Below are 24,942 nucleotides of genomic sequence, written 5' to 3'. Positions count from 1 at the left end.
CCGGTGCTTGGCCGAGTAGTACAACCGGTCGTTCGCCCCGGACAGACGGTCAATACCGGCAGGGCGCCGTCCAGGATGACGTAGGTGGTCCACGACGTGGCGTGGGACGTCGAGCATGGCGGCATGGGACGAGGTCACTGGCCGGCCGGTTCTTCCCAGGGGTTCGGCGGTCCAGTCGGTTAGCGCGCCACGCGGTAGCGGAGGTAGACGACGTGCGAGTCGAAGGTGCGGGTCTCCACCAGGTCCAGATCCACCCGCCGCTCGCGCTGGGGAAAAAACGAAACGCCCCCGCCGACCAGCACCGGGTAGACCCTGACCCGGTACTCGTCGATCAACCCCAGCGCGGCCGCCTCGGCGGCCAGCGTCGCGCCGCCGATCGCGATGTCGCCCTGTCCCGGCTCGGCCCGCCACCGCTGGATCTCCTCGGCCAGGGTGCCGGTGGCCAGGCGGGCCTTGCCCCGCACCGCCGGCAGCGTGGTGGAGAACACCACCTTCGGCAGCCGCGTCCACAGCCCGGCCCACTCCAGCCCCGCCTCATCCAGCGAGGGATCCTGCTCGGCGCTCTCCCAGTACAGCATCGTCTCATACAGCCGCCGCCCCAGCAGATGGACACCGACCTGGCGTATCTCCTCGATCCAGGAACGGAAGACCTCCTGGCCGGGCACCGTCCAGTCAAAGCCGCCGTCCGGCCCGGCGATGTAGCCGTCCAGGGAGACGTTCATCGAATAGGTCACGCTACGCATCACAAGCCCTCCCCGGTGACGAGTCCGACAGTACGACCACCGGACGCCACAGAACTCATCGCGGCCCACGGGACTTCCTGGGCCCAGTCACCTCACCAGATCATGGCGTTGAGAAAACCTCAGCAGGTCGACAAGGCCAGTCGTGCAAAGCATGCGGCGCCGAGTGGCCCGTCATGTGGACCCCAACGGGGCTGTTGCAGGGGCTCCGTCACCGGCACCTGGTGATGACTCTACGAATCATCAGACAGGGATTCCGCCTTCGGATCAGATCATCAGCAGGCAGCCGGGGGTGGCTGGCCGTGGTTCACATCGGCACTGCGGTGTCCGAGCCCTCTGGGGTGCGTCGGGTCAGGTGGGCGAGGCGTTGAGACCACGGATCGCCGCCGAGGTGCGCATCGCCGCGGCGGGCGGTGACCGGGTGCTCGGGCAGGGCGCTACTGCAGTTGGTCGCGGCGGCGGGTCAGGTAGGCGGTCTCGCCGGTGTTGCCGGCCAGCTCGATGGCCCGGTCGTAAGCCGCGCGTGACTGCCGGCTTTGGCCCAGCCGGCGCAGCAGGTCGGCGCGGGTGGCATGGTAGGCGTGATAGCCGGCCAACGTCTCGGCGAGGCGGTCGACGATGGCCAGTGCCACCTCCGGCCCGTCGAGCTCGGCCACGGCGATGGCCCGGTTGAGGGCGATGATCGGCGAGGGGTCGAGGCGGACGAGCTGGTCGTAGAGGGCGAGGACCTGCGACCAGTCGGTGTCGCGGACGTCGCGGGCGGAGGTGTGCACGGCGTTGATCGCGGCGAGGATCTGATAGCGGCCCGGAGCCGCCCCGGCGGCGGCAGCGGCCAGGCGCTCGCGCACCAGCCGATGACCTTCGGCGATCAGTTCCGCGTCCCAGGCGCCGCGGTCCTGCTCGGCCAGGGGGACCAGTTCGCCGCTTGCCGAGACCCGGGCGGGGCGGCGGGCCTCGATGAGCAGCATCAGCGCCAGCAGGCCGGCCACTTCTCCGTCCTGCGGCAGGAGCGCGCGGATCAGGCGGGTGAGCCGGATCGCCTCGGCGGTCAGGTCGTGTCGTACGGGATCGGTGCCGGGGCCGCTGGCCAGGTAGCCCTCGTTGAAGACGAGGAACAGGACGGCCAGGACGCCGGAGACGCGTGCCGGCAGATCGTCGGCGGACGGCATCCGATAGGGGATGCGGGCCGCCTTGATCTTGGCCTTCGCGCGGGTGATGCGCCGCTCCATGGCGGTCCCCTGCACCAGGAAGGCGCGGGCGATCTCGGGCACGGTCAGACCGCCGACCATGCGCAGCGTCAGCGCCACGCGCGATTCCACCGCCAGCGCCGGGTGACAGCAGGTGAAGATCAGCCGGAGCCGGTCGTCGTCGATGGCGCCGACAGGCTCGGGCGGGTCGTCGTACACCATCTGAGCCTCCCTGTGCTTGTCGTCGCGCTTGTTCTCACGCCGGATCCGGTCGATGGCCTTGCGGTTGGCGGTGGTGGTCAGCCACGCGCCCGGGTTGGGCGGTACGCCGTCGGCCGGCCACCGCTCCACGGCGGTCGCGAACGCCTCGGCGGCCGCCTCCTCGGCGATGTCGAGGTCACCGAAACGTCTGGTCAAGGCGGCCACTATCCGCGCCCACTCGTCGTGGTGGACCCGGGTGATCGCCTCGCAGACGTCGACGTCGCTCACAGGAACGGCCGCACCTCGACCTTCCGATCACAGATCTTCGACGCCTCGGCGGCGAGCTTGAGCGCCACGTCCAGATCGGGGGCCTCCCACACCCAGACGCCGGCGAGGTACTCCTTCGACTCCACGAAAGGCCCGTCGCTGAACACCGCCTGCTCGCCCCGGTTGTCGACGACCGTGGCCGCGTCGGTGTCCGCGAGTCCGCCCGCGAAGACCCAGTAGCCCTCGGCGATCAGTCGTTCGTTGAACGCGCTGATGGCAGGCTGCCTGTCCGTACTGCCGGGATTGCTCTTGTCATCGATCACGGAAACCAGGTACCGCATCTGAAGATCATCTCCTGTGGTGTCAAGACAGCGTGGTTCGGTGGTAGGGACTTCAGGCCGTTGCGTACCGAGGGCACCCGGCCGGCCGGTGGACCTGGATCGTCACGCCCTTGGAGTCGACGCGCGACTCGACCAGGTCGAGCGCGAGATCCGGACCGGTCTGCGGGAACAGTCTCGCGCCCTGGCCGAGGATCACCGGGATCACGATCAGAGTCATCTCGTCGACCAGGTCGTTCTCCAGCAGCCACCGGATCAGGGCGCCACTGCCGTGCACCTGCAGCTCATCCCCGGGCTTGGCCTTCAGCTCACTGATGGCCGCCGCGAGGTCACCGCGGAGAACGGTCGTGTCCTCCCAACGCGGCGCGGTGAGCGTGGTCGAGGCAACGTACTTGGGAGCCTCGTTCAAGGCCACGCCGATGGGATGTGCGCGCATCCGGTCGATTGATCCCCAGGAGCCGGCGAACAACTCGTAGGTGCGCCGGCCGAACAGGAACGCCTCTGCGCGCTGGTAGGTCTGCGTGATGAACGCCCGGGTCTCGTCGTCGCCCTTCCCCCGGGCCCATCCGCCGCGCTCGAATCCGTTCCTGCGATCGTCCGACGCGGCGCCGTTTCCCTGCATCACTCCATCGAGGGTGACCTGGGTCATGGTCGTCAGCTTCATGATCGCGGTTCCTTCGCCTCGGCGCCGCCCCTTGTGGGCGGCCTCACCCCTGCTACGAACACCACCGCCCCGATCCGACACCGCCTCCCCGGATTTCTTTGCAGAACTTTCCCGGACGCCGGTCGTCAGCGATTCGACAGCACGACAGCGCCGCGCGACCGCGCTCCACCACCTCAAGCGCGCCCAGTGCGGACAAGCTCGTGGACCAGGTCGGCCGCGAAGATCCTGACCAGTGGTGGCGGGCGTCGAACGGCTCGACGACGAGCGATGAGCCCCACCGGTCGCCCGAAAGAGCCGTGATCAGCGGCGAGGCACGGGTCTCCCGAGGCGAGGCCGCCGGAGGGACGCTTCAGCCGGCCCGGCCTTCCGGCGCCGGGGCATCGGGCAGCAGCTGCCGGGTGAGCGCGTCGGCGGCCCAGCGTTCCCATGCGTCCGGGCTCCAGCCGCGTTCGTGCACCAGCAGGTGGTAGGTCTCGGGGGCCAGCACGGCGAGCGCGATGTCGGCGGCGCGGGCGGCGTCGACGCCGGCGCGCAGGGCGGTCTTGCCGGCCAGGGCCTCGGCCAGGCGCAGTTGCACGGTGTGCCGCTGGGAGATGTTGGTGCGCCACAGCTCGGCGATCTCCGGATCGGTCGCGGCCGCCGAGCGGACGACCTCCAGCAGCGGGGTGACGCGCGCCAGGATCTGTCCGGCGGCGGCCACCTGCAGGCGGATCTGCTCGGCGGGCGCCGCGGCCAGCGCCTCGGCGACCCAGGGGCGGTCGAGGGTGGCGACGGGTTCGGTGTCACCGGCGATCTCGACGTCCAGCAGCTCCGACAGGATCGCCCGCTTGGTGGCGAAGGTGAAGTAGAGCGTCTGCACGGCCATCCCGGCCTGTTCGGCGATGGCCTTCATCGTGGTGGCCGTGTAGCCGTGCGCGATGAACAGGTCCCGCGCCGCCGCCAGCATGCGCGCCCGGTTGGCCGCCGCCCGAGCCGCCCGCACCCCGGTGTTCCTCGAAGCCGCCATGTGCCGTCCCTTCACTTGACTAGAGCAACACTCTAGTGGAACTCTCGCTAGAGCAATGCTCTAGCGAAAGGTGCGGCGATGACCGCGAAGACGCGTGCGCCCGTGGGCGGGACGGCGGCCCTGGTACTGATCACCGCCGTCGAGCTGGTGGTGTTCCTGGACACCACGGTGCTGAACGTGGCGCTGCCGCAGATCGGCCGTGAGCTGCGGCTGACCGAGGCCGGGCTGGGCTGGGTGACCAACGCCTACCTGCTGGCGTTCGGCGGGTTCATGCTGCTGGGCGGGCGGGCCGCCGACCTGCTCGGTCCCCGCCGGGTGTTCGCGGCGGGGCTGGCGGTGTTCACGGCCGCGTCGGCGCTGGCCGGGCTGGCCGGGGCGGCCTGGCTGCTGGTCGTCGCGCGGGCGCTGCAGGGCGTCGGTGCGGCCGTGGTCGTCCCGGCCCAGCTCGCGCTGCTGACCGCCACGTTCACCGAGCCCGCCGCGCGCCGCCGGGCGTTCGGGGTGTGCAGCGCGATGGGCGCGGCGGGCGCGGCGATCGGCACCGCCGCCGGCGGGCCGCTGACCGCCGGACTCGGCTGGCCGGCGATCTTCTGGATCAACGTTCCGGTGGGCGTCGTGGCGCTGGCGTTCCTCGGGCGGGTGCTGCCGGACGACCCGCCGCGTCCGGCGGGTGCGGCAAGACGGCTGGACGTGCCCGGTGCGCTCACCGGCACCGTCGCGCTGCTGCTCACCGGCTACGCGGTCGGCGCCATGGAGGAGCCGGACACCCGCGCCGCCGCCTGGCTCCTGCTGGCCGCCGGGCTGGCCCTGCTGGCGGGGTTCGTGGCGATCGAGGCCCGCAGCCCCCATCCACTGATGCCGCTGCGGCTGTTCCGCGTCCGCGAGGTCACCGGCTCGGCGGTGGTCAACGCGCTGGTCGGCGCCGCGCACGTGCCCGCGTTCGCCCTGCTGGCCCTCTACCTGCAGAACACCCAGGGCTACGGCCCGACCCGTTCCGGGCTGGCGGTGCTGCCGGTGGCGGCGGTCAACATCGCCGTCTCCCGCACCCTCATCCCGTACGCGCTCAAGCGGATCGGGGCACGGGGCGTGCTCGCCGCCGGGCTGGCGCTGCAGGCCCTGGCCATGGGCTGGTTCGCACGACTGCCCGAACACGGCTCCTACGTCATCGACGTGCTGCCCGCCGCCCTGCTCTTCGGCATCGGCCTGCCCGCCGCGTTCGTCGGCGTCACCGTCCCGGCCGTCACCGCGGTGGACAAGGCCGACACCGGCATCGCCGCCGGCATCGTCAACACCGCCCAGCGCGTCGGCTCCGGCATCGGCGTCACCGCGCTGCTCCTGCTCGCCGCGTCGGTGACCGGAGACCCGGAACGGCCTTCCAGGAGCGCCTACGTCGACGGCGTCCAGGCGGGCTTCGCCGCCGCCTCCGCACTGGCCGCCCTCGGCTGCCTCCTCACCCTCACCCTGCTGCGCAACCGCGCGGCGGCCGCCCCGGAACCGGCCGCCGCCGACGCGCCCGCGCAATCCACCGGCCGGCGCTGACCTCCAGGAGTCGGAATGTCCACATCCACTGTGCGCCGCGACGCGGTGCGCTCCTCGACCGTCCCAGCAGGCCGGCTGGCGTCGATCGCGCGGGCCCTGGCGGGCCGCCACCGCGTCGCCCTGCTCCTGACCGCCCTGTTCGCGATCCTCGCGGCGGTGACCGGCGGCGGCCTGGAGAAACACCTGTCGGCCGGCGGATACACCGCCGACTCCTTCGAGTCGGTCCGTGCCGACCGCATGCTGGCCGAGCGGTTCCGCGCCGGCTCGCCCAATCTCATCCTGGTCGTCCGCGCCGACGGCGACATCGCCGCCGGACCGGCGGCCGCCGCCGGGCGGGCGCTCGTCCGGCGGGCCGCCGGTTCGCCCGGAGTGGTCTACGTCCGGTCCTACTGGACCACCGGCGACGCCTCCCTGCGCGCCGCCGACGGCCGCACCGGGCTCGTGCTGATCAAGCTCGCCGGTGACGAGGACACCGTCAACCGCACCTCCCATGCCCTGGTGCCCCGCCTGGTGGAGGGGAACGGGCCGCTGCAGGTGCGGGCGACCGGCCCGGCCCCCGTGAACGAGGAGGTCGAACGCCAAAGCGCCGAGGACCTGACCCGGGCGGAACTGCTGGCCGCCCCGCTGACCCTCCTCATCCTGCTCATCGCGTTCGGCTCGCTGGTGGCCGCGGGGCTGCCGGTGCTGGTCGGGGTGGTCTCGGTGGCGGGCACCCTGGTGGTGCTGCGCCTGCTCACCGAGGTCGTCCCGGTGTCGATCTTCGCGCTGAACATCGCCACCGCCCTCGGCTTCGGCCTGGCGGTCGACTACAGCCTGTTCATCGTGACCCGCTACCGCGAGGAGCTCGGCCGTGGGCGCGAGGTCGTCGAGGCCGTCGTCGTGAGCCTGCGCACCGCGGGCCGGACGGTGGTGTTCTCGGCGCTGACCGTCATGCTCTCCTTCGCCGCCCTGCTGGTGTTCCCCATCTACTTCCTGCGTTCGCTGGCCTATGCCGGGATCGCCGTGGTGGGGATGTCCGCGGCGGCGTCCGTGCTGGTCATGCCGCCGCTGCTGGCGTTGATCGGGCGCCGCATCGACCGGTTCGACCCGCTGGCCCGGCTACGTCGCCGGCGGTCCGGCGGTGGCGGCGGGTGGCAGGGGCTGGCGCTGTGGGTGATGCGCCGTCCCGTCGCGGTGGGCGCCTCGGTCGCGGTGCTGCTGATCGTGCTGGCGCTGCCGTTCACCCAGGCCAGGTTCGGGCTCATGGACGACCGGGTGCTGCCGCGCGACAACCCCGCGCAGACGGCCGCCGACGTCGTCCGCCACGAGTTCACCGGCGCCGGGACCGCCCCGGTCGTGATCGCGCTGCCGGGGCTGGACCCCGCCCGGCGCGCCGCCGACCTGGCCGACTACGCCCGGCGCCTGTCCACCCTCCCGGGCACCGAACGCGTCGACAGCGCCGTCGGTTCCTTCGCCGACGGCCGGCAGGTGGCTCCGCCTTCGGGGGCCTTCCACGCGCAGGGGTCGACCTGGCTGTCGGTGCTCTCCGACACCGCGCCCAGCTCCCCTGCCGCCGAACGCCGTGTCCGGGCGGTGCGCGCGCTGGACGCCCCCGTACCGGCCCTGGTGGGAGGGGACGCGGCGACCCTGGTGGACACCAAGCGGATGCTGGCCGACCGGCTGCCGTGGGCCCTGGCGATCATCGTGGTCAGCATGCTGGTGCTGCTCTTCCTGTTCTCCGGCAGCGTGGTGGTCCCGGTCAAGCAGCTCGTCGCCAACCTGCTGAGCCTGACCGCCTCCTTCGGGGCCATGGTGTACGTCTTCCAGGACGGGCATCTCAAGTGGCTCGTCGGCGACTTCGTGCACACCGGGTGGCTGGAGCTCACCGTGCCGATCCTGATGTTCTGCGTCGCCTTCGGCCTGGCCATGGACTACAGCGTGTTCCTGCTGTCGCGGATCCGCGAGGAGTACCTGGCCACCGGGGACAACACCCGCGCCGTCGCGTTCGGCGTCGAACGCACCGGACGGCTGATCACCGCGGCCGCCCTGATCGTCGCCACCGTGCTGGGCGCCATGGCCACCTCGCAGCTGAGCATCCTCAAGCTCCTGGGGGCCGGGCTCGCGCTCGCCGTCCTGGTCGACGCCACACTGGTGCGCGGCCTGCTGGTCCCCGCCACCATGAGGCTGCTCGGCCACGCCAACTGGTGGGCTCCCGGGCCTCTGCGCCGCCTGCACGCCCGCATGGGCCTCAAGGAGGAATGACCGCGGCCTATGAATCAGCCCGGCAGGGCGAGCACGCTCAGCAGCGGGAGCACGGCGGCGATCAGGGGCGCGGTGGTGGTGCGGGCGTAGCCGAGCCGGATCGCGATGGCGCCGCCCAGGACCGCTCCGAGTCCTGCGGCGAGGGAGAACGCGCCGTGTCCCCCGGTGGGGCCGCCACCCTGCGATGGCGGCCCCACCGGGGATCGGGCGGCTCAGCGCAGGACGCGGCCGAGGAAGTCGCGGATGTGGGCGGCGATCTCGGGCCCGTGGGTCTCCAGCGCGAAGTGGCCCGCGTCCAGCAGGTGGATCTCGGCGTCCGGCAGGTCACGGGCGTAGGCGCGGGCGCCGTCGGCTCCGAAGATCTCGTCGTTGCGGCCCCAGGTGACCAGCGTCGGCGGCCGGTGCCTGCGGAAGTACTCCTGGAAGGCCGGGTAGGCGTCGAGGTTGAACTGGTAGTCCCAGAACAGCTGGAGCTGGATCTCCTTGTTGCCGGGGCGGTCGAGGTACGCCTGGTCGAGGGTCCAGGTGTCGGGGGACAGCCGGTCCAGCCGGTCGGCGGGCACTCCGTGCGTGTACTGCCACTTGGTCGCGTCGGGCTCCAGCAGGGCACGGACGGCGGCCTCGTTGGCGGCCCGGTCCTTGGCGTGCGCGAACAGGACGTCCCAGAAGGGGGTGAACCCTTCCATGTAGGCGTTGCCGCTCTGGCTGATGATCGCGGTCACCCGTTCCGGGTTGCGGCCGGCGATCCGCAGCCCGATGGGGGCGCCGTAGTCCTGGATGTAGAGGGCGAACCGGTCCAGGCCCAGCTCGTCGAGCAGGCCGAGCGTGATCTCGGTGAGCTTTTCGAAGCCGTAGTCGAACTCCGTCACCAGGGGCATCGCCGACTGGCCGAAGCCGATGTGGTCGGGGGCGATGAGGTGGTGGTCGTCGGCCAGGTCGCGCATCAGGGTGCGGAACATCGCCGAGCTGGTGGGGAAGCCGTGCAGCAGCACCAGGACGGGGTTCGCCGGGTCGCCCGCCTCGCGGTAGAAGACCGGGAGGCCCTGGATCTGGACGGTGCGGTGCCGGACGATCATCGTGTTGTTTCCTCTCTGAGTGTTCTGCCGGGGTCTGCGGTGGCCGGTGCGGGCCGTGCGGCCGGGCCGACCAGGGTGGCGGCGGTGAGGCTGAGCAGGACGCCGAGGGCGAAGAAGCCCCGGTAGCCGCCGGTGAGGGTGTGGACGGCGGCGGCCGCGGCCAGCGCGGCTCCCGCCGAGACCTGGTGGATCAGCCAGGCCGGGGCCAGCGCGCGGCCGAGCCGGGCGCCGCCGAGGTCGCGGGTCAGCAGGGCCATCGTCAGCGGGATCACGGGGAACGAGGCCGCCCCGAAGATCACCGCGACGGCGACGAGCACGCGGGGGTCGGTGGTGGTGGCCGCGAGCACCAGCGCGGCGGCCCGGGTCAGGTGCAGCGCGCGCAGGATCGGCTCGGGACCGAACCGGCCCAGCAGCCGGGCCACGGTCAGGGCGGTGATCCCGGCGGCGACCGCGCCGACGGAGACCAGCCGCCCCGCCTGCACGGCCGACCAGCCCAGTTCGGTGGCGTACTTGGGCAGCAGCAGGAGCAGCGTGTACAGCGTCGCGGAGTGCAGGGCGAAGGACGCCAGCACCCGGCGCCTGCCGCGGAGGCCGCCGGCGGGGCGGGCCGGCGCCGGGTCACCGCGGTCCTGGGGCAGGACCATGGCGAGAACGGCGGTCACCAGAAGCCCGGCGAGCCCGAGCGTCAGGTACGCGCCCCGTACGCCGACCGGCTGGAAGAGCGCGGTCGCCGCCCACGGGGCGAGCAGCTGGCCGAGGTTGACGCCCACCGAGGCGCGGGCCAGGGGGCCGCCGGCCCGGTCGCCGTGCGCACGGCCGATCAGCGTGGTGACGGCCAGGCTGGAGGAGGCCGCGAAGCCCAGCCCGCCGAGCAGCACGTACGCGGCGATGAACTGCCAGGTCTGCTGGACCGCCGCCAGCGCCACATAGCTGCCGGAGATCAGCGTCAGCCCGGCCAGCAGGACCCTCCGCGCCCCCAGCCGGTCGAGCAGCATGCCCACCACCGGCTGTGCGGGACCGGTCAGCGCGACGGCCAGCCCGGCGGCGATCGCCGGTGTCGCGGCGGCCAGCCCGTACGAGCCGGAGGCCGGCGCGAAGAAGACCCCGGCCGAGAAGTTCAGGCCGAAGGACACCGCCTGGGCCGCCAGCGCCGCCCCGGTCACCCGATCCATCGCACCCCAGCCCTTCTAACTATCTAATCGACTTACAGCGGTTAGATCATGAGCAGATCGAACCTAACTTGTCAAACTCGGAACAACGGTTAGGATGAGGGTCATGGTGCGCAGGCCGCTGACCGGCGAGCCCCTGCCCCTGGACCTGGTCAACACGCGCTGGCCGGCCGACGGGGTGATGCTCGACGAACTCGACGACCCGGCCGGCCTCGAAGGCTGGCTCCGCGAGCACGGCCTGGAGGGCGACGGGTCCGAGCGCTGCCTGGAGCCGCTGAAGACGGCCCGCGCGGCCATACGGCGATCGCTGGAGCAGGGCGACGACGACGGCGTCAACGCCGTCCTCGCCCACGGCCGGCTGCACCTGTCCCTGCGGAACGGGACACCGGCCGAGCACGTGGAACTGGACGACGAGGCATGGCGCCCCGCCTGGCTGGCGGCCAGGGCCTACCTCGACCTGCTGAGCACGGCGCCTCCCGGACGGCTGCGCCGCTGCGACGGCACCGGCTGCGTGCTGTGGTTCCTCGACACCTCACGCAACGGCAGGCGCCGCTGGTGTTCGATGACGGGCTGCGGCAACCGCGCCAAGGTCAAGGCCCACTACGACCGGATGACCAAGGCGGACCAGCCAGGCGGGTGACGGGCCCACCCCCGGATCCGAGGGCAGGCTGCCGTGTCACCAACCTCACCGGACAGAACAGCACGGCCGGACCGCCGGGGCGGCGTGGAGTCTCCAGTCGCCAGGGAAGCAGATAGTCTTTTACAAAACTATCTGCTAGCGTCGCAGTCGTTGTCCCGGCCTCTACCCGCAGGAGATGTCCATGTCCACGCGCGCCCTCATCGTCGACCCGTCCGCCCCTGACGGCATTGGCCTGGGGGAGGTCGCCGACCCCGTCGCCGGTCCCGGACAGGTGCTCATCGACGTGCTGCACGCCTCGCTCAACTATGCGGACCTCAACAACGCGCGCAACGGACGAGTTCCGGCCGGAGCGCCGCTGGGTCTCGACGCGGCCGGGGTCGTTGTGCAGGGGGCGGCGGAGGGTTCCGGCCCGGCGGCCGGAACCCGCGTCGTGCTCTTCGCGGACGGCGCGTTCGCGGAGCGGGTGGCCGTCGACGTGTCGGCGGTGGCCGAGGTCCCGGACGGTGTCGGGCTGGCCGAGGCGGCGGCACTGCCGACGGCGGGCCTGGCCGCGCTCCGCTCGCTGCGGACCGCCGCGGTCGCCCCCGGCAAGCGCGTGCTGGTGACCGGCGCCTCAGGCGGTGTGGGACGGTACGCCGTGCAACTCGCCGCCCGCGCCGGGGCCCACGTCATCGCCTCGGTCGGCTCCCCCGCGCGAGGCGAGGGCCTCGCCGACGCGGGCGCCGATGAAGTGGTCGTGGGCCTGGACGACGTCAAAGAGCCCGTCGACATCGTCGTGGAGACGGTCGGCGGGCCCCACCTGGTCACGGCCTGGGCGCTCCTTGCCCCCGGCGGCAGCCTCCAGTCCGTCGGATGGGCCTCGGGAGAGCCGGCCGTCTTCCCGCCCTACGCGACGGTCGGCCCGCCCAAGACGCTCGTGTCCTACGTCAACGAGTTCGCGGCCGCCGCCGACCTGGCCGAGCTGGTACGGCTCGTGGCCGACGGCGCCCTGGTGCCCGAGATCGGCTGGCGCGGCTCATGGGAGCGCTTCGCCGAGGCGGCCGACGCGCTGCGCGGCCGGCGCGTCACCGGAAAGGCGGTCTTCGACCTCGAATCCCACGCGTGAGCACGCGTCCTCGTGGTGGACCACCCGCATCTACCGGGAGCTTCACTCGTTCCAGGCCCCGGACCGGCAGACCGCGACCGCCCTGTGACCAGCGCGATCAGGATGAAAACAGCTCAGTGATTCGAAGGCCGGGTCCATGGGGTGGGCCGGCCACCCCATGGACCCGGTGCCCAGGGCTCAGACGACCGTCGTGGCCGCGCTGCGGTCGGTGACAAAGCCGAGGGTCATCCTGTCTGCGGTGACCTGGGCGGGCTCGGCCTTCCGCCGAGCCCGCCGCGCCGGCTCCGCACCGGAGCCGGACCCGTGTCACGCCGTTAGCGCTGCAGTGTCAGCAGACCCGGCCGGTAGGGCCAGAGGCCGTAGTCGCCGCCGGAGTTGGGGTCACGCCCCTGGTAGAGCAACTGCAGATTGCAGGGATCGACGGTGAAGGTCTGATCGGCGCTGGTGCGGATCAGTTCGCCGTGGCTGATGTCGTTGGTCCAGGTGGCGCCGCTGTTGGCCTTGCCGGCGAAGGGGTTGCTCTCGGTCGCGGCCTGCGGTGTCCACGAACCGTTCAGGCTGGTGGCCGTGAACGAGCGGAAGTAACGACCCTGCGAGCCGATCGCCTCGACGATCATGAGGTAGCGGTTCTGGCCCTGGAGCTTGTAGACCTGAACGGCTTCGAACAGGTTGTTCGTCGTATCGCTCATGATCACCGTCGAGGTCGTGCCGAAACTGCCCGGGAAGTTCCCGATCGGCATGCTGGCCCGGTAGATCTTGCCGTTGTCACCGGCGAAGAAAAGGTACATGTTCGTGCTGTCACCGATGAGCGTCTGGTCGATGGGCCCTGTCGCGGAGCCGGTGATGCTTCCGGAGAAGAGCACCTGCTCTGATGACCAGCCGTTCGGGTTGGTGGGATCGCTCGACGTCCGGTAGGAGAAGGCGGTGCTGCCCCACTGGTAGGCGAGCACCCAGATGTTCTTCGGCGCGAAATAGAAGAGCGTGGGCGCGACGGTGGAATTCGACATCGCGTTCTGACTGGCCGAGGCCATCTCCGACCAGTTGGTGAACAGGCCGAAGTTCATCGAACCCCATCTCGTCCCCGTGTCGTGCGTCGTCGCATAGACGAGATGCCTGCCGTTGTAGGGGGCGACGGTGAAGTCCTTGAGCGAGACCCACCCCGGCTTGGGCTGCGCCAGCGGGCCCGTTGATGTCCAGCGGTATGTCGACGGAAGATCGCACGGCGGAGTGGGGCCGCCACCGACCTCGACGAGCTGCCACTGCTGGTTGGCGCCGCCCCAGTCGTCGTACTGGACGATGTTCGCGTTGTCGGCGGTGGAACCGCCCTGCACCTCGAGGGCCTTGTTGCTGTGGCGCGAGATGAACCTCACGTAGCCACCCGGGCTGTCGGCCAGCCGCCACTGCTGGTTGGTGCCGTTCAGGTCGGCCCACTGGACGATCGGGCCGCCGTTGGCGGTGGAGAAGTTGTGGACGTCCAGCACCTTGCCGGAGTGGCGGGACTTGATGCGGTAGTAACCGCCGCCGGAGTCGACGAACTGCCACTGCTGCTGGTACTGGTCGTTCCTGGTCCACTGGGTGATGCGGGCGCCGTCGTTGGTCGCCAGGTTGTAGACGTCCAGGGCCTTGCCGCTGTTGCGGTTGACCAGGACGTACCACTTGTTCACATCCACTGTCGCGGCCTGGGCGGGCTGTGCGTTCGTCACGGTCAGGATCGCCGACAGCAGGAGCGATGCCAGCACCGCACCGATCCTCAACATGAGCTTCTTCCTTTCGTTCCACGCGAGTGTTAGCGCTAACATTTCTCTGCCGAACGGGACCTTCTCTCCATCGGGTGATCGGGGGGGTGGTGGTGGCCGGAGTAAATACGAGGCCGAGCGACATCGTCAAGGGTCCGGCCCGTCGAAAAACTTTCGGGCACAGGCCGGCTGCTGGATCGCGTATGCGACCCGCCGGACCGGACATGCGCGATGAAACATTCCGGGGACTGTTGACGGGATCTGTGCGGGCTCGCACACTGAGTCCGCGACGCCGTGGTGGTGTGCGCGTTCCCGGTGATGGAGCGCGGCGTCTGTCACACGGGCTGTGTCCCGTGCTTCCCCCCTCCTTCATTCATGCCTTCATTGGAGGAACAGACATGCATGCGAACGCCATGCCCAGGTCCGGGATCCGCAAGCGGGCCTTCGTCGCGGGCGCCCTCGGGGTGCTCACCGCGACCGTCGCTCTGGTGGCACCGGCTCCGCCCGCTGCCGCCGCGGCAGCCGAGAGCACGCTCGGCGCTGCGGCGAAACAGAGCGGCCGTTACTTCGGCACTGCCATCGCCTCGGGCAGGCTCAACGACCCGGCGTACACCACGATCGCGAACCGCGAGTTCAACTCGGTGACGGCCGAGAACGAGATGAAGATCGACGCCACCGAACCCCAGCGGGGCCAGTTCAACTTCACCGCCGGCGACCGCGTCTACAACTGGGCGGTCCAGAACGGCAAGCAGGTACGCGGCCACACCCTGGCCTGGCACTCCCAGCAACCCGGCTGGATGCAGAGCCTCAGCGGCAGCAACCTGCGCCAGGCGATGATCGACCACATCAACGGCGTGATGGCCCACTACCGGGGCAAGATCGTCCAGTGGGACGTGGTGAACGAGGCCTTCGCCGACGGCAGTTCGGGAGCCCGCCGCGACTCCAACCTGCAGCGCACCGGCAACGACTGGATCGAGGTCGCCTTCCGCACCGCGCGCGCCGCCGACCCGGCCGCCAAGCTCTGCTACAACGACTACAACATCGAGAACTGGACCTGGGCCAAGACCCAGGCCGTGTACGCCATGGTCCGCGACTTCAAGCAGCGCGGCGTGCCCATCGACTGCGTCGGCTTCCAAGCCCACTTCAACAGCGGCAGCCCTTACAACAGCAACTTCCGCACCACCCTGCAGAGCTTCGCCGCCCTCGGCGTCGATGTGGCCATCACCGAACTGGACATCCAGGGCGCCTCGCCCACGACCTACGCCAACGTGACCAACGACTGCCTGGCCGTCCCGCGCTGCCTCGGCATCACCGTCTGGGGTGTGCGCGACACCGACTCCTGGCGCGCGGAGCAGACGCCGCTGCTGTTCGACGGCAACGGCAACAAGAAGCCCGCCTACACCGCGGTCCTCAACGCCCTCAACGGCGGCTCGCCGCCCCCCGTCCCCGGTTCTGGAACGATCAAGGGCGTCGGTTCAGGCCGTTGCCTGGACGTGCCCGGCGCCAGCACCGCCGACGGAACCCAGCTCCAGCTCTGGGACTGCCACAACGGCACCAACCAGCAGTGGACCTACACCGACGCAGGCGAACTCAGGGTCTACGGCAACAAGTGCCTGGACGCCGCCGGCACCGGCAACGGCGCCAAAGTCCAGATCTACAGCTGCTGGGGCGGCGACAACCAGAAATGGCGCCTCAACTCCGACGGATCCATCGTCGGCGTCCAGTCCGGCCTCTGCCTGGACGCCGCCGGCACCGCCAACGGCACCCTGATCCAGCTCTACTCCTGCTGGAACGGCAGCAACCAACGCTGGACCCGCACCTGACCTGCACAGGCGAAAGGGTGAATCGATGAAGACCTACGGTGCGGCTTCCCCCGCCCCTTGGTGGTCCCGGTTCGCCGCCGCGGTGGCGGCGGCCCTCGCGATCGGCATGCTCGTCGCGGTGGACCCGGCGCCGGCCGAGGCGGCGACGGTGGACACCAATGCCTGGTACGTCCTGGTCAACCGCAACAGCGGCAAGGCGCTGGACGTCTCTGGCGCGTCCACCGGCGACGGCGCGCGGGTCAGCCAATGGACGCGCAACGACGGAGCCAACCAGCAGTGGCAGTTCGTGGACTCCGGCGGCGGCTTCTACCGGCTGAAGGCCCGGCATTCGGGCAAGGTGCTCGACGTGGCCGGCGCCTCGACGGCCGACGGTGCCGCGATCCAGCAGTGGGCCGACCACAACGGGGCCAACCAGCAGTTCCGCCTGGCCGACTCCGACGCAGGCCACGTCCGGCTGATCAACCGCAACAGCGGCAAGGCCGTGGAGGTCCAAGGCGCCTCCACCGCCGACGGCGGCAACGTCGTCCAGTACACCGACTGGGGCGGCGCCAACCAGCAGTGGCAGATGGTCAAGCTGTCGTCCGGTGGCGGTGGCGGATGCGGCAGCGCCCCGACGCTCACAAGCGGTACGCACACGATCCAGAGCGGCGGTAAGAGCCGCAGCTTCATCCTCAGGGTTCCCGCCAACTACGACAACAGCCACCCCTACCGGCTGATCTTCGCGTTCCACTGGCGGGGTGGAACCGCCGGCGACGTCGCCTCGGGTGGAACGAGCGGGAGCGCCTGGTCCTACTACGGCCAACAGGAACAGTCGAACAACAGCGCGATCCTCGTCGCCCCCCAGGGCCTCGGCAACGGCTGGGCCAATTCGGGCGGTGAGGACGTCACCTTCGTCGACGACATGATCCGGCGAATCGAGAGCGGCCTCTGCGTCAACCCGGCACAGCGCTTCGCCACGGGCTTCAGCTGGGGCGGCGGCATGAGCCACGCACTCGCATGCGCCCGGGCGAACGTCTTCAGGGCCGTCGCGGTCATCTCCGGCGCCCAGATCAGCGGGTGCAGCGGCGGCACCCAGCCCATCGCCTACTTCGGAATCCACGGCATCAGCGACTCCGTCCTCAACATCGCGCAAGGACGGTCCCTGCGCGACAAGTTCGTCGCCAACAACGGCTGCACTCCCCAGAACCCGCGCGAGCCCGCCCCAGGCAGCCTGACGCACATCACCACCGCCTACTCGGGCTGCCGCGCCGGGTACCCGGTCCAATGGGCCGCGTTCGACGGAGGCCACATCCCCGGTCCGGTCGACGGCTCCCCCAACGAGAGCGGCGTCGCCACCTGGACCAAGGGAGAGATCTGGAGGTTCTTCGCACAGTTCCAGTGACACGCCCGCACCACGGAGTGGAGCCAGGATCGTCCTGGCTCCACTCCGTCGTCCCTCTCCAAGAACGGCGACTGGCGCAGATACACCATCCCTGACCAGATGCCCGTGATGCTCCAAGAGCACATCGAGGAACACAAGATCGGCCCCGAGGACCTGCTGTTCCCCAGCGGATGTTCGCCTTGCTCGGGCAGGGGTAGGCCGAGCTTCGATCCAGCGCAGGTCGCAGGCCACAGCGCTTGCTTCGTCGGTGTCTCCGGCGTCGCGTGCCCAGGCTCTGGTCTCCGGTCATGGCCAGATCGTGGCGGAGTTCTTCGATGTCGGGCAGTCGCGGGCGGTGGCGTGGCTGCGAAGGCCCGAGTCGGAGCCCAAGAAGCACCTGAAGGCGACAAGCTGACCCGGCCACCAGCCCAGAAGCCCTCCTCTTCGGGCCAGACACCGGCTCAGCGAGACCGGTCATCCGGTTCACAGCATCTGACCAGCACCGAAACCATCTCGACGTCGTCCTGGGCCAAGTCCGCAGGTACGCCCAGCCGCCTGGTGAGCGTGACCCGGCGTGGTGCACGGCGATGGCACGACGGCTGCCGACCATGAATCCGCCCGCTCGTTCACCGAACGGGCGGGCAGCCCTCTCCCCTGCTTCGTGTGGTCGGCTACGGGCGGTCCAACGCATGCTCGATGAGCCGGCCGAGCAGTGCGCGTTCCTGCGGCAGGTCCCGCCAGCCTCGGCGAGTCGACTGCTTGCCGGGCACCGGCAAGTTCGGTGCGCGATATGTGCCGCTTCGCGGCCGTTCCTGCCTGCTTGTAGCCATCTGGTCGGGGTAGGGCGAGAACGCACGCGACCGCAGTGGGCAGGAGCCGTCGATGTGTCCGGGGCGTCAGGTGTTGGGTGCGGGGGCGCTGCTGTGCCTGTTCGCCGCCGTGATCGCCTGGTCTGCGGCAGTACCGGAACACGCCCGGGCGCAGGCTCCGACGGTCGTGGTGGCGCAGGTGGACGGGGCGATCACCCCGGTCGTGGAGGGGCATCTGGCCGACGGGGTGCGCCAAGCCGAGCATGCGGGGCATGCGGCGTTCCTCGTGGAGATGGACACCCCCGGTGGGCTGCTGCAGGCCACCCGGGGGATCGTGCAGGCGTTCCTGGGAGCGGGCGTGCCGGTGGTGGTGCACGTCGCGCCCGAGGGGGCCCGGGCGGCGTCGGCGGGCGCCTACATCACCATGGCCGCGCACGTGGCGGCGATGGCGCCCGGAACCCACATCGGGGCGGGAACGCCGGTCACGCAGGAGGGCCAGACGGCGAGTGACAAGGTGGTCAACGACTCGGCCGCCTTCGCCGTCACGATCGCCGAGCGCCGGGGACGGAACACCGAGTTCGCCGCGGACATGGTCCGCAAGGGCACCTCGGTGTCCGCGACGGCGGCGGAGCGGATGCAGGTGGTGGACCTGATCGCCGGATCCCGGCAGGACCTGCTGTCCCAGATCGACGGGCGGCAGGTGACGGTGTCCGGCGGCCGGCAGGTGACGTTGCGCACCGACGGCGCCCGGATCGTCGAGCACGAGCTGGGGCTGACCGGTGAGCTGCGGCAGTTGCTGGCCGATCCGGAACTGGCGTTCCTGTTCCTGTCGATCGACACTCTTGCGGTGATCTACGAGCTGGCCAATCCGGGGATGGGATTCGGCGGCATCGCCGGGGCGATCCTGCTGGTCCTGGGATTCATCGCGCTCAGCGTGCTGCCGGTCAACGTGGGCGGGCTGCTGCTGCTGGCGCTGGCCGCCGGGCTGTTCGCAGCCGAGGTCCTCACCCCCGGGGTGGGGGTGTTCGCCGCGGGCGGGACCGTGTCGCTGCTGCTGTCGGGGCTGTTCCTGTTCCGCGGTGACGTGGGGGTGGATCCCGCGGTGCTGTGGCCCACGGCGCTGGTGATCGGCGCGGCGACCATGGTGGCCGGCAGGCTCGCCTGGCGCGCCCGCAAGGCCCCCGCCACCACCGGCGAGGACGCCCTGCTGGGCCGTGAGGCCGTGGTGGCGCGGGTGCACGGCGACAGCGGCCAGGTCTTCCTGGAGGGGGCCTGGTGGACGGTCCACGGCCGTGACGCCCCCGTTGAGAAGGGCCGTTCCGTGCGTGTGGTGGGGCGGGACGGACTGGAGCTCATCGTCGAGAACGCCGACGCACCCGGAAGGAACGACGGATCATGAACACCGCGCTGCTCGGTGCGGGCATCGCCGTGGCCCTCATCGTGCTGATCCTGATGGCATCGGTCCGGATCGTCCCCGAGTACGAGCGGGGCGTCATCTTCCGTCTGGGCCGCCTCATCGGGGCCAAGGGGCCGGGGCTGTTCTTCATCATCCCGATCGTCGACCGCATGACCCGGGTGTCCCTGCGCACCGTGACCATGGACATCCCGCCGCAGGACGTCATCACCAAGGACAACGTCACGGTCCGGGTCAACGCGGTCACCTACTTCAACGTGGTCGACCCCAACCGCTCGGTGGTGGCCGTCGAGAACCATGTGCAGGCGACCTCGCAGATCGCCCAGACCACCCTGCGCAGCATCCTCGGCCAGGTGGACCTGGACGAGCTGCTGATCAACCGGGAGGAGATCAACCAGCGGCTCCAGCAGATCATCGACGAGGTCACCGATCCCTGGGGGTGAAGGTCTCCCTGGTGGAGGTCAAGCACGTCGAGCTGCCGGAGTCGATGCGCCGCGCGATGGCCCGGCAGGCCGAGGCCGAACGCGACCGGCGCGCCAAGGTCATCCACGCCAAGGGCGAGTTCGAGGCCGCCGCCACCCTCGGGGAGGCGGCCGAGATCCTGGAGGCCCATCCGGCGGCCATGCACCTGCGGGTGCTGTCCACCATGACCGAGATCTCCACGGAACGGAACTCCACCCTCATCTTCCCGCTGCCGATGGAGCTCCTGCGCGTGCTCGACTCGCTGCGCCCCGACGGCGGGCGGGTCACGCCCGCATGATCCGGCCAGGTGATCTCGATGAGGTCCGCGAACGACGAAACGACCGAGCCGCCACGCCGCGGGTCTCAGGCACGGTTTCCTGACGGGGACGCCGGTCACCGGGCCGTCAGCGGGGCTCCGCGCCGGATCGCCGGGTGAGCAGCACGAGCGTCCCCGTGCCGAGCAGCCCACCGATCAGTGAGCCGGCGAAGATGCCGATCTTGGCGAGGTCGGCCAGGGTCGGGTCGGTGTAGGCGAGGTCGGTGATGAACAGCGACACCGTGAAGCCGATCGCGGCCAGCGCGGCGACGCCCCAGACATGGCGGAACGTCATCCCCTCCGGCAATGTGCCCACCCCGGAGCGGGTGGCGATGTAGGTGACCAGGCCGATGCCGAGGGTCTTGCCCAGCACCAGACCTGCCGCGACGCCCCAGAAGAGCCGGGAGGCGGCGGCCTGGCCGAGCACGTCGCCGCGCAGGTCCACCCCCGCGTTGGCGAGGGCGAAGATCGGGATGATGACGAACGCGCTGAGCGGGTGCAGCCGCTGCTCCAGGTCGCGGAGCACCTCCCTGCCCCGGAACGGACGGGCCGGGGTCAGCAGGCCGAGCGCCACTCCCGCGATGGTGGCGTGCACGCCCGACTGATGGGTGAAGTACCAGATGCCGGCCCCGGCGAGCGCGTACGGCCACACCGCGGCCACCCCGGCCCGGCGCAGCAGCACCACGAGCAGCAGACCGGCGCAGGCCACGGCCAGTGACAGGCCGTTCAAGGGACCGGAGTAGAACGTCGCGATGACCGCGATGGCGATGACGTCGTCGACGATGGCGATGCTCAGCAGGAAGACGCGCACTCCCGCGGCCAGCCGTTTCCCCAGGAGCGCCACGACCCCCACGGCGAAGGCGATGTCGGTGGCCATCGGGATCCCCCACCCGGCGGAGGCCGGACCGCCGTCCACGATCGCCAGGAAGATCAGGGCGGGCAACACCACCCCACCGCCCGCGGCCAGCGCCGGCAACGCGGCGGCCCGCGGGTCCCGCAGCTCGCCGGTGACCAGCTCTCGCTTGATCTCCAGGGCGACCACGAAGAAGAAAACGGTCATCAGGCCGTCGTTGACCCAGTGGCGCAGATCGTCGGTGACCCGCACCGGTCCCGCTCCCAGGCCGAACTCCAGCGACCACAGCCGGTGATACACGTCGGAGAGCGGGCTGTTGGCCCAGCCCAGCGCGAGCACCGCCGCGGCCAGCAGCAGCACGCCGCCGACCGTCTCGGCCCGCACAAAGCCCAGGACCGGCTCGACGACGGTGTCGCGGACCCGCCCGCCGCGGGCACGGTCCCTGATCGCCTTCATGTTCCCCCGGCTGGTCATGACGCCCGGCAGCGCGGCCTGGGACATGGCATGGCCGACGTCCGCTGAGGAGTCGGCCGATCGGACTCTCGCGCCAGGATCCGCGCGGTGGGAGGAGAGACGGCCGCGTGGTTCATTCTGAGCGCCCGCCGGCCGACCGGTCAGGGCGGCGACCAGCCGATTCGGCCGGACTTCCCTGCCGGATCACGGCAGGCTCCGAGGCTTGTCCGTGCCCTGGAGTTCCCCGGACGGTTCCGGGTTGCCGATCCCCGCAACCGAACGGCCGGAATGTGACCGGCGGCGGCCCTTGCCCACGACATGATCCGTTCGCAGTCTCGTGGCACCCGCCGGACCGGCGAGCATCAGGCCAGGAGGTGACCGTGGTGCGGGCCGAACAGATCGCCGAGCGGCTGCCCGTGGTAGGGCTGCGTGAGGGGGTGCGGTCGGCCATCGACCTGATCGTCCGCCATGATGCGCCCGCCGTCGTCGTCACGGACGACGACGGGCGTCCACACGCGACGCTGTCCGCCTGCGACGTGCTCGGCTGTGCGCTCCCCTCCCCTGTTCTCCACAGCCGGTGTCTGACCCGGGTCTACGACGAGCCGTACGCCGACCGGGTCATCCGCGAATTGACGGAGCGGCGCGTGTGCGACCTGATCTCGTCGGCCGCCGGGAAGACGCCCACCGTGGACGGCCGCGCGACGGCCATCGAACTGGTGGAGGTGATGAGGCGGACGGGAAGTCCGTTCGTCATCGTCCGGCTGAGCGACCGGTCGGTCGGCATGGTGACCGCCCGGCGAATCCTCGCATGGGTCGCGGGAGCGGTCTGAGGACACCGGGCGACGGCCCTCAGCCGCGCCGCCGGGCCGGTTCCGCCTCGGGCCAGCCGAGCAGGTGCGCGCCGAGGACCGCGGTCTCCAGCGTGTAGCGCTGTACGGAGTCCTCCACGGAGTATCCGGTGAGCCGGCGGACCCGCTCCAGCCGGTAGGAGACGGTGCGCACCCCGATGTGCAGGCGGCGTGCGGTGGCGGCGGCCACCCGGTTGCAGCGGAAGTACGCCTCGAGCGTGTCCAGCAGGGGTCCGGCTCCACCGCGCGCCGTCCGCAGCGGCCCGAGAACGGTGTCGACCAGATCGCTGATCGCCGCCGTGTCCCGCATCAGCACCTGGAAGACCAGCAGGTCCGCGGCCCGGAACACCCTGCCGCCGAGCCCCAGGCGATCGGCGAGCCCGACGGCCGTGCGCGCCTCGTCGAAGGAGCGGACCACGCCTCCCGGGTCGGCGTGCGCCCGGCCCAGGCCGACCCGCCATGCGGCGTCCGCCCCGAGGACGGCCTCCACCTGCCGGACGAACTCCTCGATCACCTGCTCGCGGGCGGCCGGCGCCAGGCACACCAGCAGCCCCTCCCGGGTCGCCAGCAGCACCTCCTGCGCGGAGAACCGGCTGATCAGCACGGCCTCGATGCGGCGCATGACCGGATCCTCGGCCAGGAACGGCCGCCGTCCACGGGCCACCGCCACGACGTGCGCGCTGGCCAGGCGCAACCCGTACCGCGCCGCCCGCTCGGCGAGCCGTCCCAGGTCACCGCGTCCGTACAGCAGGTCGTCGATGAACTCCCGGCGCTGCGCCTCCTCCTGGCGGATGGACAGCCGCTGGGCCGCGTCATAGCCGTCGGCCAAGGCGACCGTCGCCGCGTCCGCCGCCCGGAACACCGCCTCCCCGATCGACCGCAGCTCCGCCATCCCCGCTGCCCGGCGCACCCCCGGCAGCAGCGGCCACGCCAGCCACGTCGCGCTCAGGTACAGATCGACGATCGCCCGCAGCGGCAGGCCCTGCTCGGCGGCCTTGGCACCCCACGCACGCCGGTCATCGGCCTCGGTACGGCTGATCCGCCGGCCGGTGAGACTCACGTCGGCCAGCAGCTCCACATAGCCGTCGAGGAAGACTTCCGGCGCCCCGTCGGCGTCCCGGCTCGCCCGCCGCGGCACGGCGGCCAGCTCGCCGAGCACCGCCCTCCCCGAACGACTCCTCCCCTGCCCGAGGTCGTTCCGCACCATATTCCTCACCCTGCGTTGCTTGCGGTCCTCCGGCAAGGGCCGTCCGGCAACCTCTCCGTCAAGGTCCGAAAGCTGCCGACGTCCGGCAAACGGCCCACATGGAACCTGCACGCTTCCGCAGACTTCCCTGCACCACGGCGCCACCGCTCATGGCAGGACCACGGTCGGGTAGGGCCCGCGACGTGAACTCACGCTCTGTCGCCCATGTGGTCACTTTCCTCGGCGCAGTCGCGATCTTCGCGATGGGGATCGGGCTGTTCGTCGCTTACGGCTGGGAGCAGCTGTCATTGTTCTTCTTCGCCCTGGGCCTGGTCTTCCTCGCGTTCGTCCTGCGCCGTTACGCCCGGATGAACCTGGTCTACCGCTCCCGTGCACCCTCTGAGGATCGCCCTACGGGACAGGACCGGAGCGAGTCGGTCTCCCACTCGTCGCTTCCTCAGACCTCCCACCGATGGCGGCGTTCCTGAAGGCGACGACACCGCGAAGGGACGGTCCACCGAAGACGTGGACTCGGAAGCCGAACCGGAGCGCGACGCGCCCGGTCTCCTCGACGTTCCCCCGACGTTCCGTCGGCCCGTCGGCGTCGGCCGGTGAGGCCGATGCGGTCGCGGGCCATACAAACGTATGGCATACAGGTGTATCGTGGACTGGACGTCTGTATTGGAGGTGTTCCTTGGGCGGACGCAGGGCGCCGGTGGAGGACCTGACCGCGCGGGCGCGGATCAGGGATGCGGCGTTGCTGCAGTTCGCCGAGCACGGCGTGAACGGGGCGACGATCCGCGGGATCGCCGAGGCCGCCGGGGTGTCGCCGGGCCTGGTGCAGCATCATTTCGGGACCAAGGAGGAGCTGCGGCGGGCATGTGACGCCTACGCCATCGAGACGATCCGCCGCACGAAGCAGCGGGCCCTGGAGGAGGGGATGGCGGATCCGGGATTCCTGTCGATGGCGGTGGACGTGGCCCTGCCGATCCAGCGTTACGTGGCGCGGGCGCTGGTGGACGGTTCACCGGCGGCGGCGGAGCTGTTCGATGACGCGGTGGCGTTCAGCGAGGAGCTGCTCGGCCGCGGCGCCCCGGGAATGTCCAGGCCCACCACCTCGGATCTGCACGCCTACGCGGCCGTGATGACGGCGATGAACTTCGGCCTGATCGTGCTGCACGAGCATCTGTCACGGGCGCTGGGCGCCGACACGCTGACCCGGGAGGGATACCGGCGGCTGGCGTCGGCGCTGCTGGAGATTCACGCCGACAACCTGCTGAGCCCGGAGCTCGTCGAGCAGGCCCGCGCCGCCCTTCGGCACATGCCCCCCGGGCCTTCCGACACGGAGCACGGCCGATGACGGCGGCGAGGACTCCCCTGCGGCGCGGGCGCCCCGCGGTCCGCCGGCGCGCGCCAGAACGGCTCGGCCGTATCCCGACGTCGGCCGCAGCGGCACGCAAGGCCGACTCCGATCCTCCCGTGACCGGCACGTTCCTGCCCCCGCTTCCC

General features: G+C 71.0%; 23 protein-coding genes. 12 read left to right on the top strand and 11 right to left on the bottom strand.

Features of this window, described 5'->3' with window-relative positions:
- Positions 1–179: 179 nt before the first annotated feature.
- From HNR21_RS20525 to HNR21_RS20505, 5 genes are all read right to left on the bottom strand, one after another.
- Positions 180–743 (bottom strand): dihydrofolate reductase family protein, encoded by a 564-nt coding sequence (locus HNR21_RS20525; RefSeq protein ID WP_182706447.1) that lies wholly within the window; start codon positions 741–743, stop codon positions 180–182.
- Between the two features lie 434 nt (positions 744–1,177).
- Entirely contained in the window at positions 1,178–2,416 is a 1,239-nt protein-coding gene (locus HNR21_RS20520) for an RNA polymerase sigma factor (protein WP_182706446.1), read from the bottom strand.
- Positions 2,413–2,736: a YciI family protein gene (locus HNR21_RS20515; RefSeq protein ID WP_182706445.1), complete on the bottom strand. Its 324-nt coding sequence runs from the start codon at positions 2,734–2,736 to the stop codon at positions 2,413–2,415. Before HNR21_RS20515 ends, HNR21_RS20520 begins: the two co-directional genes overlap by 4 nt.
- Positions 2,737–2,788: 52 nt before the next feature.
- The gene (locus HNR21_RS20510; RefSeq protein ID WP_182706444.1) at positions 2,789–3,397 is read right to left on the bottom strand and encodes a dihydrofolate reductase family protein; all 609 of its coding nucleotides are present in this window, start codon (positions 3,395–3,397) and stop codon (positions 2,789–2,791) included.
- Positions 3,398–3,746: 349 nt separating this feature from the next.
- Positions 3,747–4,403, bottom strand: a complete 657-nt coding sequence (locus HNR21_RS20505; RefSeq protein WP_220500230.1) for a TetR/AcrR family transcriptional regulator — start codon at positions 4,401–4,403, stop codon at positions 3,747–3,749.
- Between the two features lie 78 nt (positions 4,404–4,481).
- Between HNR21_RS20505 and HNR21_RS20500 the strand changes: the two genes are divergently transcribed.
- Positions 4,482–5,942 carry an MFS transporter gene (locus HNR21_RS20500; protein WP_182706443.1) on the top strand — a complete coding sequence of 487 codons (1,461 nt, stop codon included), beginning with the start codon at positions 4,482–4,484 and terminating at the stop codon, positions 5,940–5,942.
- A gap of 15 nt (positions 5,943–5,957) precedes the next feature.
- Positions 5,958–8,183, top strand: a complete 2,226-nt coding sequence (locus HNR21_RS20495; RefSeq protein ID WP_182706442.1) for an MMPL family transporter — start codon at positions 5,958–5,960, stop codon at positions 8,181–8,183.
- 14 nt (positions 8,184–8,197) lie between these two features.
- Here HNR21_RS20495 and HNR21_RS20490 read toward each other — a convergent pair whose 3' ends face one another.
- The 3 genes from HNR21_RS20490 to HNR21_RS20480 are packed head-to-tail and all read right to left on the bottom strand — an operon-like array spanning position 8,198 to position 10,431.
- A complete protein-coding gene (locus HNR21_RS20490) occupies positions 8,198–8,380 on the bottom strand; it encodes a hypothetical protein (RefSeq protein WP_182706441.1) in 183 nt (60 codons plus the stop codon).
- Positions 8,381–8,395: 15 nt separating this feature from the next.
- Positions 8,396–9,259, bottom strand: coding sequence for an alpha/beta fold hydrolase (locus HNR21_RS20485; RefSeq protein WP_182706440.1), 864 nt, complete (start codon positions 9,257–9,259; stop codon positions 8,396–8,398).
- The gene (locus tag HNR21_RS20480) at positions 9,256–10,431 is read right to left on the bottom strand and encodes an MFS transporter (RefSeq protein ID WP_182706439.1); all 1,176 of its coding nucleotides are present in this window, start codon (positions 10,429–10,431) and stop codon (positions 9,256–9,258) included. Before HNR21_RS20480 ends, HNR21_RS20485 begins: the two co-directional genes overlap by 4 nt.
- A 103-nt stretch (positions 10,432–10,534) precedes the next feature.
- Here HNR21_RS20480 and HNR21_RS20475 point away from each other — a divergent pair, with 103 nt between their 5' ends.
- Complete coding sequence (locus HNR21_RS20475) at positions 10,535–11,068, top strand: CGNR zinc finger domain-containing protein (protein ID WP_246442274.1); 534 nt, start codon at positions 10,535–10,537, stop codon at positions 11,066–11,068.
- Positions 11,069–11,249: 181 nt separating this feature from the next.
- Positions 11,250–12,173, top strand: a complete 924-nt coding sequence (locus HNR21_RS20470) for a zinc-binding dehydrogenase (protein WP_182706437.1) — start codon at positions 11,250–11,252, stop codon at positions 12,171–12,173.
- A 314-nt stretch (positions 12,174–12,487) separates the two neighbouring features.
- Here the strand turns inward: HNR21_RS20470 and HNR21_RS20465 are convergent, their stop codons facing one another.
- Positions 12,488–13,930, bottom strand: a complete 1,443-nt coding sequence (locus tag HNR21_RS20465) for a non-reducing end alpha-L-arabinofuranosidase family hydrolase (protein WP_182706436.1) — start codon at positions 13,928–13,930, stop codon at positions 12,488–12,490.
- A 377-nt stretch (positions 13,931–14,307) separates the two neighbouring features.
- On the opposite strand from HNR21_RS20465, the gene HNR21_RS20460 reads away from it, so the two are divergent.
- From HNR21_RS20460 to HNR21_RS34750, 5 genes are all read left to right on the top strand, one after another.
- Positions 14,308–15,732 carry an endo-1,4-beta-xylanase gene (locus tag HNR21_RS20460; RefSeq protein WP_182706435.1) on the top strand — a complete coding sequence of 475 codons (1,425 nt, stop codon included), beginning with the start codon at positions 14,308–14,310 and terminating at the stop codon, positions 15,730–15,732.
- A gap of 25 nt (positions 15,733–15,757) precedes the next feature.
- On the top strand, positions 15,758–17,113 hold the full coding sequence (locus HNR21_RS35430; protein WP_182706434.1) for an RICIN domain-containing protein: 1,356 nt from the start codon (positions 15,758–15,760) through the stop codon (positions 17,111–17,113).
- An 861-nt stretch (positions 17,114–17,974) separates the two neighbouring features.
- Positions 17,975–19,300, top strand: coding sequence for an NfeD family protein (locus HNR21_RS20450; protein WP_182706433.1), 1,326 nt, complete (start codon positions 17,975–17,977; stop codon positions 19,298–19,300).
- The gene (locus HNR21_RS34755; protein WP_220500229.1) at positions 19,297–19,758 is read left to right on the top strand and encodes an SPFH domain-containing protein; all 462 of its coding nucleotides are present in this window, start codon (positions 19,297–19,299) and stop codon (positions 19,756–19,758) included. The genes HNR21_RS20450 and HNR21_RS34755 overlap by 4 nt, the downstream gene beginning before the upstream one ends.
- Positions 19,755–20,075, top strand: a complete 321-nt coding sequence (locus HNR21_RS34750; protein WP_220500228.1) for an SPFH domain-containing protein — start codon at positions 19,755–19,757, stop codon at positions 20,073–20,075. The genes HNR21_RS34755 and HNR21_RS34750 overlap by 4 nt, the downstream gene beginning before the upstream one ends.
- 106 nt (positions 20,076–20,181) lie before the next feature.
- On the opposite strand, the gene nhaA is transcribed toward HNR21_RS34750, so the two are convergent.
- The gene (gene nhaA, locus HNR21_RS20440) at positions 20,182–21,447 is read right to left on the bottom strand and encodes a Na+/H+ antiporter NhaA (RefSeq protein ID WP_220500227.1); all 1,266 of its coding nucleotides are present in this window, start codon (positions 21,445–21,447) and stop codon (positions 20,182–20,184) included.
- Positions 21,448–21,779: 332 nt separating this feature from the next.
- Here nhaA and HNR21_RS20435 point away from each other — a divergent pair, with 332 nt between their 5' ends.
- Positions 21,780–22,229 carry a CBS domain-containing protein gene (locus HNR21_RS20435; RefSeq protein ID WP_182706432.1) on the top strand — a complete coding sequence of 150 codons (450 nt, stop codon included), beginning with the start codon at positions 21,780–21,782 and terminating at the stop codon, positions 22,227–22,229.
- A gap of 19 nt (positions 22,230–22,248) precedes the next feature.
- On the opposite strand, the gene HNR21_RS20430 is transcribed toward HNR21_RS20435, so the two are convergent.
- A complete protein-coding gene (locus HNR21_RS20430) occupies positions 22,249–23,454 on the bottom strand; it encodes a PucR family transcriptional regulator (RefSeq protein WP_182706431.1) in 1,206 nt (401 codons plus the stop codon).
- 182 nt (positions 23,455–23,636) lie between these two features.
- Here HNR21_RS20430 and HNR21_RS20425 point away from each other — a divergent pair, with 182 nt between their 5' ends.
- Positions 23,637–23,921, top strand: coding sequence for a hypothetical protein (locus HNR21_RS20425; RefSeq protein WP_182706430.1), 285 nt, complete (start codon positions 23,637–23,639; stop codon positions 23,919–23,921).
- Positions 23,922–24,127: 206 nt separating this feature from the next.
- Complete coding sequence (locus HNR21_RS36055; protein ID WP_281402054.1) at positions 24,128–24,793, top strand: TetR/AcrR family transcriptional regulator; 666 nt, start codon at positions 24,128–24,130, stop codon at positions 24,791–24,793.
- Positions 24,794–24,942 lie beyond the last annotated feature (149 nt).

This window comes from Thermomonospora cellulosilytica, from assembly GCF_014138835.1.
Classification (GTDB): Bacteria; Actinomycetota; Actinomycetes; order Streptosporangiales; family Streptosporangiaceae; genus Thermomonospora; species Thermomonospora amylolytica.
Note: the sequence above shows the minus strand (reverse complement) of the source record. Positions and strands in the feature narration are given on the sequence as shown.